Source organism: Corallococcus silvisoli, assembly GCF_009909145.1.
Taxonomy (GTDB): Bacteria; Myxococcota; Myxococcia; order Myxococcales; family Myxococcaceae; genus Corallococcus; species Corallococcus silvisoli.
In genome coordinates, this window is the sequence record NZ_JAAAPJ010000001.1 from 486985 (window position 1) to 498650 (window position 11666).

The 11666-nt window shown below is 71.1% G+C and carries 8 protein-coding genes; all 8 read right to left on the bottom strand.

What is annotated here, in order from left to right; genetic code table 11:
• Positions 1 to 36: 36 nt before the first annotated feature.
• Genes GTY96_RS01905 through GTY96_RS01935 form a run of 8 tightly spaced genes read right to left on the bottom strand, consistent with a single transcriptional unit; the run spans position 37 to position 11583 of the window.
• Positions 37 to 1944: a tetratricopeptide repeat protein gene (locus GTY96_RS01905; RefSeq protein WP_161663701.1), complete on the bottom strand. Its 1908-nt coding sequence runs from the start codon at positions 1942 to 1944 to the stop codon at positions 37 to 39.
• Positions 1944 to 2582, bottom strand: coding sequence for a hypothetical protein (locus tag GTY96_RS01910; RefSeq protein WP_143899068.1), 639 nt, complete (start codon positions 2580 to 2582; stop codon positions 1944 to 1946). The genes GTY96_RS01905 and GTY96_RS01910 overlap by 1 nt, the downstream gene beginning before the upstream one ends.
• Positions 2579 to 3079 carry a hypothetical protein gene (locus GTY96_RS37085; RefSeq protein WP_235685280.1) on the bottom strand — a complete coding sequence of 167 codons (501 nt, stop codon included), beginning with the start codon at positions 3077 to 3079 and terminating at the stop codon, positions 2579 to 2581. Before GTY96_RS37085 ends, GTY96_RS01910 begins: the two co-directional genes overlap by 4 nt.
• Positions 3070 to 6342 (bottom strand): tetratricopeptide repeat protein, encoded by a 3273-nt coding sequence (locus tag GTY96_RS01915; RefSeq protein ID WP_143897942.1) that lies wholly within the window; start codon positions 6340 to 6342, stop codon positions 3070 to 3072. The genes GTY96_RS37085 and GTY96_RS01915 overlap by 10 nt, the downstream gene beginning before the upstream one ends.
• Positions 6339 to 7955 carry a hypothetical protein gene (locus tag GTY96_RS01920; protein WP_143897944.1) on the bottom strand — a complete coding sequence of 539 codons (1617 nt, stop codon included), beginning with the start codon at positions 7953 to 7955 and terminating at the stop codon, positions 6339 to 6341. The genes GTY96_RS01915 and GTY96_RS01920 overlap by 4 nt, the downstream gene beginning before the upstream one ends.
• Positions 7952 to 8587 carry an outer membrane beta-barrel domain-containing protein gene (locus tag GTY96_RS01925; RefSeq protein WP_143897946.1) on the bottom strand — a complete coding sequence of 212 codons (636 nt, stop codon included), beginning with the start codon at positions 8585 to 8587 and terminating at the stop codon, positions 7952 to 7954. Before GTY96_RS01925 ends, GTY96_RS01920 begins: the two co-directional genes overlap by 4 nt.
• A gap of 59 nt (positions 8588 to 8646) precedes the next feature.
• On the bottom strand, positions 8647 to 11139 hold the full coding sequence (locus tag GTY96_RS01930; RefSeq protein WP_161663702.1) for an AgmX/PglI C-terminal domain-containing protein: 2493 nt from the start codon (positions 11137 to 11139) through the stop codon (positions 8647 to 8649).
• A gap of 39 nt (positions 11140 to 11178) precedes the next feature.
• Positions 11179 to 11583 (bottom strand): hypothetical protein, encoded by a 405-nt coding sequence (locus GTY96_RS01935; protein WP_235685281.1) that lies wholly within the window; start codon positions 11581 to 11583, stop codon positions 11179 to 11181.
• Between the last annotated feature and the right edge of the window lie 83 nt (positions 11584 to 11666).

The window sequence follows — 11666 nt, forward strand, 5'->3', positions numbered from 1 at the left end:
CCCTGTGGCGGGGAGGAGCGCTCCCCGCGACGGACGTCACGGCGTGTCGGCGGCCAGCTTCTTCAGCGCCTGCTTGGCGTCCGCGTGGTCCGGCTGCAGCTGCACCGCGGCCGCGTACTCCTTCTTCGCCTCATCCTTGCGGTTGGTGGCCTCCAGCAGCTGCGCCAGCGCGAAGTGGGGCTCTCCCGCGCTCGCGTCCACCTGCGAGGCGCCCCGGAAGGCCTTCTCCGCCTCCGGCAACTTGCCCTGCCGGTACAGCGTGTGGCCCAGGTACAGCAGCCCCAGCGAGTTGCGCGGCTCCACCGCCAGCACGTCGCTCAGCACCTGCAACGCCTTGGGCTCGTCACCGCCGCGCAGGTACAGGAAGCCCAGCTCCGCGCGGGCCTCCAGCTGCGCGGGGTCCTTCGCCACCACCGCCTCCAGCTCCGACACCGCCAGGTCCGGCCGGCCCAGCCGCGAGTGCAGGATGCCCAGCCTCGCCAGGGCCCCCGTGTCCGCCTCTTCGCCTTGCGCGGGCGTCAGCAGCTTCTCCGCCGCCGTGTAGTCCCCCATGGCGAGCAGCAGGTCCGCGAGCGCCAGCTTCGCCGCGCGGTGGTTCGGATCCTCCTGGAGGACGGCCTCGTAGAGGGGCCGCGCCTGGGCGCTCACGTGCTTCTTCGCGTACGCCTCCGCCAGCGCCAGCCGGTTCTCCACCGTGGGCTGGAGCTTCACGCACGCCGTGTACTGCGCGATGGCGCCGTCCAGGTCGCCCTTGGCCTTGAGCGCGTCGCCATAGCCCGAGCGCGTGCCGGGCTCGTCCGGGAAGGTCTCCACCGCCGTCTTCAGCGTGGCCACCGCGTCATCCACCTTGCCCAGCGCCAGGTACGCGCGCGCGAGGCCCTGGTACGCCTCCGTCGTCTTCTTGCCGTCGTCGGCGCTCTTCTCGATGGCCTTCTGGAACGCGTCCACCGCCTGCGTCTTCTTGCCCTGCGCGAGGTAGAGCTGGCCCAGCTGCGTGTACGGTCCGCTCGCGCGCCGGGGCTCCAGCAGCAGCGCCTTCTCGAAGGCCTTCGTCGCCCGGGCGTTCTCTCCCAGCTGGAAGCACGCGAGCCCCAGGTTGAAGTGCGCCTCCGCGTACTTCGGATCCAACGTGATGGCCTTCTGGAACGCCTCCGCCGCCTTGCGCGCGTTGCCCTGGCCGTCCAGCACCACGCCCAGGTTGTTCTGCGCCCGCGCGTGCTTCGGGTCCGCCTTGATCGCGGCCTGATACTCCGCGAAGGCGCCCGTGACGTCGTTCTCCCGCATCAGCACGACGCCCAGGTTGTAGTGCGCCTCCGCGTCACCGTCCTTCTGGCGGATGGCCTCGCGCAGCGTCTCCTTCGCTTCGGCGTGGAGCCCCTTCTCCGCCAGCGCCTTGCCCAGGTTCACCCGCGCCACCTGGAGCCCGCCGTCCAGCTTCAGCGCCTCCCGGTAGGCCTCGATGGCGTCGTCCGTGCGGTTGGCGCGCTGGAGGACCTCCCCCAGGTTGAAGCGCAGCTCCGCGTCCTGCGGCGCCAGCTCCGTCGCCACCGAGTACTGCGAGATGGCCTCGTCCGTGTCGTCCTGGATGCGCGCCAGCAGGCCGCGCTCCGAGCGCAGCGTGGCCTCGTCCGGGAAGACCGCCAGCGCCGCGTCCAGCACCGCTTTCGCCTTGGGCACGTCGCCCGACAGCCGGAGCGCCCGCGCCAGGGCCACCTTCGCGGGCACGCCGTCCGGCGTCAGGCCCACCAGCTTCGTCAGCGGCGCCACCGCGCGGCGCGGCTGGTTCTGCGACAGGAAGGCGGTGGCCAGCTTGTAGAGCGCATCCGGGTTGTCCGGGAGCTTGTCCGCGCGCGGGGCCGCGGCGGGCTTCTCCGCTGGAGACGCCTCCGGGGCGGGGGCCTGGGCCGTGAGCAGCTGGAGGAGGAGGACGCCGGCTTTGGTCATCACAGGTTCTCCACGTACGGGCTTGCGCGGGCGTCGAAGGTCTTCTTGGCCAGGGCGGCCTTCTTCACCTCCCACGCCTCCTTCGCCGTCTGCGCTTCCTTCGTGTCCTGCGCGAGGCCGGCGCGCTCTTCCTTCACCGCGGCCTCGCACCTGGACACCTGCTCCTCGAAGTCCTTCGGCTCCAGGCGCTCACTGCCCTGCACCTTCGCCTTGCGCGCGGCCGTCAGCCGCGCCAGCTCGAAGCGGGCGAAGGCGCAGCGCAGGGACAGCTTCTCCACCTCGCGCAGGCCCACGTTGAGGCGCTGGTGCGCGCGCAGGTATTGGACGCGGGACTCGGACTCCGCGATGGCCAGCTGCGCGACCTCTCGCGACGACGCGTCCGGGGCGCGGTCCTCCTCGGCCTCGGCGGCCTCCTGGCGGGACTTCGCCCGGCGGATGTTGTCGCGCGCGCGGTTGACCTCGTTGTCCGCCTCGTCCACCCGGTCGATGGCCAGCGCCAGGTCGTTCTCCGACTCCAGGAGCTCGATGCGCGTCTCGTACGGCAGCTTCTTCACCAGCGGATCCGGTACGCGCATGCCGTAGCGCGGGCCGCAGGCGCCGGCGAGGAGGGGCAGGGTGAGCAGCAGGTAGCGCTTCATGGAGCGGTTGCCTCGAAACGGCTGAAGATGGTGCGGCCGGAGTAGACGTCGGTGCCGTTGGCGAAGGTGACGTTGAACTCGCCGGACACGCGGTCCCCGGTGGTTTTCGGCAGGGACTTCACGAAGAGGTTTCCCCGCACGAGCGGCGGGAAGGGGCGCACCGGTTCGTCCAGCACGCTGCGGTCCACGCTGCCCCGCTGCGAGCCGTCCGCCAGCGCCTGCGCCAGGTCGATGTCCAGCGAGCCCGCGTACTCCCCGTCCGGCAGCATGTCCGCCACCCGCGCGCTCACCTTCAACACCACGTCCTGCCCGCTGCCCTGTGTGTTGACGAAGCTCACCGCCAGCGTGCCCTCCGCGAGCCCCGCCTCCGTGCGCTGGTAGCGCAGGTCCAGGAGCTCCGTCACGCTGCCCTCCAGCCGGCCGCCCTCGCCACCACACGCGGTGGCGAGCACGGCCAGCATCGGGGCGATGAGCCGCAAGGACGCGCTCACTTGCATGCCTTCCAGCCCGCGTCCACGTCCGGGCCATTGAGCGTGCCCATGTCCTTGAGCACGGCCAGCTCCCGCCGGGCCCCGTCCGTGTCGCCGAAGCGGCAGCGCAGCGCGGCCAGGTTGAGGCGGGCCTTGTCGTAGGTGGGGTCCGCTTCCAGCGCCTTGGCGTACGCGGCCCGGGCACCCATCGCGTCACCCATGTTGAGCATGGCCCAGCCGAGCGCCGCGTGCGCGGAGGCGCGCGTGTCCTGCAGCTCCGTCACCCGGCCGAACGTCAGCTGCGCCATGCCGTACTGGTGCGCGTCCAGGTAGCCCATGCCCAGGGCCTCCAGCGCTTCGGCGCTCAGCACCTTCTCCGCCTTCTTGCGCAGGTCCTCCAGCGCCGCGGGCTGCGTGGGCGCCGCGGGCTGCGGCACCGGCAGCGCGGCCACGTCCGTGCGGTTGCGGCAGCCCACCACCGCCTCGTTGAAGACCTCCAGCGACTCCGCGCGAGACAGACACGCCTTGAAGGCCTCCTCCGAGCGGGCCTTGAGCGGGCCCACCTGCTGCCTCACCGCCTCCTGGAACTGCTTGGTCTCCGCGGCGGACAGCCCGCCGGGCACCGGCGTCTGGTCCACCACGTCCGCGATGTGGCCGTACGCGAGCGCGATCTTCCACAGCGACGCCACCGCCCACTCCGGATACCCGAGCGACGCGGCCTGCGTGTACACGCCCTCCATCGCCTGGAGCGCCGCGACCTTCTCCTCCACCTTGTCGGCGGGCAGGTCCTTGTAGCCGCGGTAGAGGATCTCCCCCAGGTACCACAGGCCCTTGGCGGCCTCCTCCGTCTGGCCGTTGGGGCCCTGCACCGCCGTGGTGAGGGTGGCGATGAGCGCGTCCGGGCTGGCGGTGGGCGCCGTCGTCGCCTGCACCTCCGCGACCACCGCGGCGGCCGCCACGTTGTTCTTGTCCAGCCGCAGCGCGGACTCCGCGGTCGTCTTCGCCCGCGCGTAGTCCTTCTGCTTCAGGCGCGTCTCGGCGAGCAGCGCGAGCACCTCGCCCTTGCGCGCGCCCGCGGTCTCCGCCGCCGTCTCCAGGTTGCGGGACGCTTCCTTGTACTCACCCAGCGCCAGCCGCAGCCGCGCGCCGGCCATCCAGCCGTCCACCGCCGCCAGGTCGCCGCCCAGCTTCTGGCCCACCTGTTCGAACCAGCCGGCCGCCTCGTTGAAGGCCGCCGCCTCCGCCGCGTGCCGGCCCACCGTCAGGAGCACGTCCGACACGTACTGGCTCTTCGGGTAGGACTGCACCAGCTTCGTGGCCAGCTCGCGCTCGCGCGGCAGGTCGCGCTTCTCGCGCGCGGCGGTGAACGCGCCGTAGAGCGCCTTTTCGCCGATGTCGGAGTTCTTGTTCTCGTCCGCGACCTTCATCAGGCCTTCGATGACGTCGCCCGTCTCCTGCGCGCTCTGCAGGGCCAGCTCGTCCAGCGCCTCCGCCTTGCTCTGCGTGAGGATCTTCTGCACCTCGCCGCGGAAGCCGGACGGCAGCGCGGACGCCAGGAACTTGCGGCCCGTCTCATCCAGCTTCTTGAAGTCGTTCACCTGCCGGAGGCTGTCCAGGGCCAGGTTGCCCGCCACCGGCGCGTCCTTGTACTGGGGGTGCGCCAGCGCGAACGCGGTGAACAGCTCCGCCGCCTTCGGGTAGTCGCCGTCCTCGTAGTAGGCGCGCGCGATGTTGAACTTCACGTCCAGCACATGCGGGCTCTGCGGGTAGCGCGACACGTACGTCGCGCCCAGCAGCTTCAGCGCCTGCCGCGCGTCGGCGACCTCGAAGGCGTTGCGCTTCAGGGCCTCCTCCGGCTTGAGCGTGGAGAAGTGGGCCAGGAGCGCGCCGTACATCGCCGTGTCCACGGCCTTGGGGTCCTTGGCCTTGTCCTCGTAGCGGGCCAGCTCCTCGAACTGGCGCGCGGCCTCCGGGAACTCCTTGGCCGCGAAGAGCGCGTCCGCGCGGTTCTTCATGATGGGCCGCACGTACTGCTCCGGCCGGAACAGCCCCAGGTACTCGCGGTAGGCGTCCGCGGCCTTCACGTACAGCTCGCGCGAGTCCGCCTTCTGCGCCGCCAGGTGCACCTGCGTGGACAGGTCGCGCGCCATCTCCTCCAGCTCCGCGAGCTGCTTCTTGCGCTCCGTCTCCGCCAGCTCCGGATCCGTCTTGCTCTCCACCGCGGCGCGGACGAGGAAGCGGATGTCCTCCGGCTCCGGCATCACCTTGCCCTTGGCGGCCTTGAGCGAGTCATACAGCTTCTGGCCGCGCTCCAGGTCCAGCTCCGGATCCGGCTGCACCTGCATCAGCTTGCGCAGCGCGGGGATGGCCCACTCGTACTGCTGCTTGATGAAGTAGCGGTTGCCCAGCTTGTCCAGCGCGAGCGCGTACGTGGCGCGGCTGTCGCTGAGCTTCTCGAAGTAGTTGAGCGCGCCCTTGGCGGGCTTGGCCTCCGTGTAGCTGTAGACCAGGTCCAGCAGCGCCTCGCGCTTCACGTTGAGCGCCTTCTTCACGTCCACGCCGGGCAGGGGCGCGCTGGCGGCCGCCGCCTCGAAGAAGGTGACGGCCTCCCCGTGCTTGGCCTGGTTCACGCGGATCCAGCCCATCTTGTAGCGGGCCAGGTCGTGCACCGGCGACGGCGGCAGCTCCAGGATGGCCTGGTAGTGCTTCTCCGCCTCGACGAGGTCCGCCTTGTCGAAGAAGTGGTCGCCCAGGATCTGCTCGGCTTCCAGCCGCAGCGGGCTGTTGGGGAACTTGCGCGTCAGGTCCCCCAGCGTCTTGAGCATCTCGTCGAACTGGCCCAGCTCGCGCTGCTCGTGCGCCAGGTAGAACGTCACCTGGTCGCCGTCCTTGAAGTCCGGGTACTCGCGCAGCAGGCGGTAGTACATCTGCACCGCCTTCTGCTTCATCAGGCGCGTCTCCGGGGAGACGATGGCGCCGGACGCGCCCTCCGGGCGGGACTCCGCCTGGAGGTAGTACACGTAGCGGCTCTTCTCGACGTAGAGCTCCGCCAGCCGGAACTGGAGGTCCGGCAGGTAGGGCGCGTTGCGGCTCTTGGAGATGAGCTTCTCCGTTTCGCCGATGGCGCGGTCCACCTTGAAGATGTCGCGCTTGAGCTTGGCGATGAGCTCCTCGCGCTCCTTCGCCTTGGACACGATGGGGTTGGGGTTGGGGCCCACGCGGCCGCTGGCGCCAGGGGCCGCGGCCGCGAGCAGCGCGGCGGTGATGAGGCCGGAGAACGGGCCGGTCATGGGGTTTCCTCGATGCAACGGCTCTCGATGCGGACCCGGTAGGACTTGAGCTCGTCGTTCCAGTATTCGTTGTCGAACTTGAAGGCGACCTGGGCGGGCGACAGCAGCTCCTCTTCCTCCGCCGCCACCACCTGCGCGCCCTTCTTCACGCGCTCGTACAGCTTGAGGCCGACCTCGTACTCCATCAGGCGCACCTGCTCGGCGGCGCGCAGCAGCGTGTCCGCCTCCTGGCGCACGGCCTCTTGCAGCCGCGCGTCGTACACGCGCACCGCCTCCGCGTGGGACAGGTCATACAGCCGCGTCAGGTGTCCGAAGAGCCGGTCGCCGAAGCTCCCGGCGTAGCGGCCCAGGCGCTCGCCCTCCAGGTCCAGCACGGACACGAACTTCGCGGCGCGCTGGGTGCCGCCGTGCGCGTTGGCGGCGCGGCGCAGGCGCGCGTCCTGGCTCAGGTCCTCGCGGTTGCGCACGGACTCCAGCGAGTCCGCGTACCGCCGCGTCAGCTCCTTCGCCGCGCGCTTGGCGGGCAGGTAGTGGCACAGGTCGCGGAAGATGAGCGCGCGCAGCAGGTACTTGTCCGGCATGAACTCATCGCGGAACGACGGCGCGTCCAGCGTGGTGAGGATGCCCAGCGACGCGCGCAGGTCGCCCAGCTTGTATCGGGTCCACGCCTCCTCCAGGTAGAGGCTGGCGCGGCCCGGGTCCAGCTGGGGCAGCTTCACCTTGCCGTACGCGTCCAGCGCGCCCGTGAAGTCCTTCTTCTCGTAGCGCAGGCGGGCCACCGCGAGCGCCGCCTCGTTGCGCGCCTCGCGGGTGAGCTTCTCGTCGTCGGAGAGCGTGAGGAAGTCCTTCACCATCTCGTCCGGCGGATCCTTCACCTGCTTGAGCCGGGTGACGAGCAGCGCGAACTTCGCGCGGCTGGCCTCCGCGCTCGTCTCCGGCAGCTTGGAGAAGTGCGTGCCCGCCCAGCGCTCGTTGCCCACGCGCAGGTCCACCAGGCCCTGCTGGTAGTGCGCGTAGGCCCCCGTCTCATCCGGGAGGAAGCCCAGGTCGAGCGCGCCGAAGACCTGCTCGTCGATCATCACCTCGTCGTGCGGCCGGTCCGTCAGGCCCTTCAGCGCGTCCAGCGCGCGCGGCAGCACGTTGGGGTTGGTGCGCTCGCGAGCGATGCGCGCCAGGTACGTCGCGCCCGCGTGGGTGAGGCCCAGGTCGATGAGGCTGCGCGCGAGGAAGTACTGGCCCCACGCGTAGTTGTCGTCCGTGCGCGGCGTGGACTGGAGCCACGCGTACAGCGGGCCGGCGGCGTCGCGCGGCTTGCCGTCGAAGTACGCCTGGAGCGCCTTGTCGAAGGTCTCCGGCGGCACCTTCTGCGGCGGGGGCGGCGGGGCTGCCGCGACGGGGGCCTTGGCGGGCGCGGGCGCACCCGCGACGGTGCCCGCGTCCGTGGGACCCGGGGTGCCCGCGTCGGCGCTGGCCGCGGCGGGGGCCTTGGCGGTGGCGGGAGGAGGGGGCGGCATGGGCGGCATGCCCGCGTCCGGTGCGGCGCGGACGGCCGTTGGGAACACGATGAGCGCGGCGCTGGCGAGCGCGGCGGCGATGAGTGGGCGGGACGTCATTCGGTGGCGCCGAAGTTGAAGGCCGTTCCAATCTGGACGGTGGGCACGTTGATGATGCGCGACGTGCCCGCGAAGACGGTGTTGTTCGTCACGTCCAGGCGGAAGGACACGTTGCGGCTGGAGAACACGCGCACGCCGAGGCCCAGGTTGACGGCGGGGCGGAAGCCGTCGCTGCGGTGGATCTTCACCACCGTGCCGCCGGCCAGCAGGGAGACCTCGAAGTGGATGACGTTCGAGTTGACGAAGGACGTCTTGCCGTACAGCGGGCTCCACACGAGGTCGCTGCCCACCATCCACTGCACCTGGTCCTCGAATGCGGTGGCGGTGGGGGACGCCTCGAAGTCGCGCTCCAGCTGGCGGCGCAGGCTGGTCTGCACGTTGTAGCTGTACGTGCCGCGACCCACCTGCCACGCGAAGGTGTCGCTGAAGTGGTACGTGTAGCCGACCGTGCCGATGAGGCCCTTGTAGAAGGCGTCCGCGGGCAGCACGCCCACGCCGAGCGACAGCTCGTGGTGCATGCGGTACAGCCGGTCCTGCACCGCGGAGACGGTGCCGGGGTTCTCGAGTTCCTCGGCCTGGGCGCGCGCGAGGCCGGGCACCAGGCAGAAGAGGGAGAGCAGGAGGAATCGCACGGGGACTTTTTCCTGTCGGAGGTCGGGGTGGCGTGGAGGTGGGGGAGGGGTCCCCCGCGTCAGTAGCCGACCGAGTTGAAGAGGAACGGGTACGTGATGATGACGAGGCCGCCCTTCGGGGCGGGGAACTGCCAGCCCTTCAGGCTGCTGAGGATGCACGCCTCGACGGAGGCGTTGCGGAGGGTGGACGACTTGGTCTTGGCGGAAGCGACTTGGCCGTTGAGCCCGATGGCCCACTCGAGCACCACCTTGCCCGCGAGGCCGGGGTCCTTGAGCAGCGCGCGCTCGTAGCAGGCGTGGACGTCGTTGAGGTGGCTGTTGATGACCTTGGCCACGGCTTCACGGTCCACGGTGCCCTGGGTGGAGGAGATGCTGCGCGCGGTGGCGCGCGTGACGGTGCCGCCCACCGCGCCCTTGCCCACGCCGCCCGCGCCCAGCGCGCCGATGCCGCCGCCGCCCTTGCCGCGCAAGAGCTCCGCGCCCAGCGTGGCGCCGCCGCCCTTGCCGCCGCCGCCCAGGCCGAAGGTGCCCAGGCCCGCGTTGGCGATGGGCGCCTTGCCGATGAGGCCGGAGAGCTTGTAGTTGGTCTGCTTGACGTTCTTGCTGCCCGGACCGCTGCCCATCTTGTCCACGGCGGCGAGCAGGTCGTTGGCGGCGGGGCCCGCGGCGGACAGCTTCGCGAGCGCCTTGAGGGCCTTGCTCTCCGGCGCGGCGGCCACGGCCTTGGGGACCTGGACCTCCTTGACGGGCTTGGGCGGCGCCTTCTCCGCGACGACGGGCTTCTCCTTGACGGGCTCCTTCTTCTTGAGGGCCTCGAGCTTCTTCTTCGCCTCTTCCTTCTTCTTGGGTTCAGGGGCGATGAGGCGCAGCGCGACGGGCGGCAGGTTCTTCTGGGTGAAGTCCGCGGTCGCGGGGCCCTGGGGCCGCGTGGCGATGAACCAGCCCAGGCCGCCGCCGAAGATGGCGAGGAAGAAGAGGGTCAGCCAGGGCAGGCCCTTGAGCGGGTTGACGAAGACGCGCTCGGGGGCGGGCGCCGCGTAGGCGACGAGCGACATCTTGCCCTGGGTGAGGCGGGCCGCGGTGCCGTCGCGCAGGGTGACGAAGCGGCGGCTGCCGTCGGACTCGAGGGCGGCGCTGGTGACGGGGGCGAAGCGGCCGTCGCTGCCGCCCTTCTCCACGTCGGTGCCGGGGGGCACGAAGAGGCGGTAGTTGCCGTTGACGGATTCGGCGAGCGTGAAGTCATCACCCTCGGGGAGGGTGAAGCCCCAGAGGGGCATGGGGGCCTGCTCCTCGAGGGCGGCCTTGACGGGCTTCTTCGCGTCCGGCGCGAAGCGGCGCGCGTCGCGGCGCACGGCGCCCCAGTACAGCTCCAGGTAGAGCTGCGCGGCGCCCTTGCCCGGGCCGATCTTCGGCGCGTGCGTGGGGCGCGTGGCCGGGGCCTTGTCGAGCACGAGGGGGCCCGCGGCGGGAGCGGCATCGGTGTCCACGCCCGCGAGCAGGTCGTCCGCGACGAGCAGGCTGGGCATGGCCTCGGAAGGAGGCCGCCGGCGGGTGGAGGGAACGGTGCCCGCGGGGACCGCGGGAGCAGGTGCGCGCTTCGCGGACGCGGGCTGAGCGTGAGGCGCCTGCTGCGGGTGCGCCGCCGCGTGCTGCGCGTGCGCGGCCTGGGGGAGCGCTGACTGCGCGGGGGCGTGCTGAGGGTGCGCCGCGTGCTGCGGGTGTGCCGGCTGCTGCGCGTGAGCGGCCTGCTGCGCACGTGCGGCCTGCTGTGCCTGCGCGGCTTGCTGTGCCTGCTGCTGCGCGAACGCGGCCTGCTGTGCCTGCGCGGCCTGTTGCTGCGCGAGTGCGGCCTGCTGTGCCTGCTGTTGAGCGTAGGCGGCTTGCTGCGCCTGCTGCTGAGCGTACGCGGCCTGCTGTGCCTGCTGCTGAGCGTAGGCGGCCTGCTGTGCCTGCTGCTGAGCGTAGGCGGCTTGCTGTGCCTGCTGCTGAGCGAGCGCGGCCTGCTGCTGCGCGTAGGCGGCCTGCTGTGCCTGTTGCTGAGCGAGCGCGGCCTGCTGCTGCGCGGAAGGGTGCTGCACGTGTGTCGCGTGGGCCGCCTGCTGCGGGTGCGCGGCCTGCTGGGGCGCGAACGCGTGGGGCGGTGCTCCGTTCGCGGGATGTGGCGCAGCGGGAGGCACGCCAGCGCCTCCGAAGAGCGCGGCGACTTCGGGGGGCGGCTGCGGCTTGGTCTCCACGGGCCGCTGGTTGAGGATCCGCGTCTTCAGGACGAAAGGACCGCACAGCACCTCGTCCACGGAGCGGATCTCACACGCGGTGACCTGGTGCCCGTTGACGAAGACGCCACTGGTGCCACCGCCCGCGTCCTGGATCGCGGTGCGACCGTTCTGGAAGTAGAGCAGCGCGTGGCGCGGCGACACGGAGGCATCGTCCAGCCGCAGGTCCGACGACGCATCGGAGCCGAGCGCGTAGGTGCCAGGGACGAAGACCTCCGTCCCCACCAGGAGGCCGTCGCGGAGGATGACGACTTGCAGGACGCTGGGCTGGCCGCTCAACGGTGACGCTCCCTTCGAAGGGTGATGGGCGGTACGGCCCTACTGATCGTAGACGGTGGCGAGCGTCTCGGAGCGGAAGCTGTCGCGCTCGCGAAGCATCGACCGCGTCTTCAGCTCCTTGCGGTCATACAAATACACGGCGCCGGACTTGTTCGTCTGGCCCTGGATGAGCCGGTCGTCGAAGTCGATGCGCGACGGGCCACGCTGCGGCGGCGCGGACGACGCCGACGCGGAGGTGTCCCCGGTCACCGGATCCGTGACGGTCGAGTTCGACCTCGTCTCGATGCGCGGCGGGGCCTTGCTCGAGCCCTTCTTGGTGGCCTTGACCGCCTTCGGCCTGGGGGGGCGTCCACGCCCCTGGGCAAAGGCATCGTTCGCGATGGAGAGGGGACCGAAGCCGAGCACGCTGGCGACGGCACAGAAGAAGAGGAAACGTCGCATCATCAACAGGTTAAGCGATGCGAGCCCCGACCTGTCAACGCACACTCCAGCGCCAACGGTTGACCTGCGGCGAGCAGGTGTGGGGG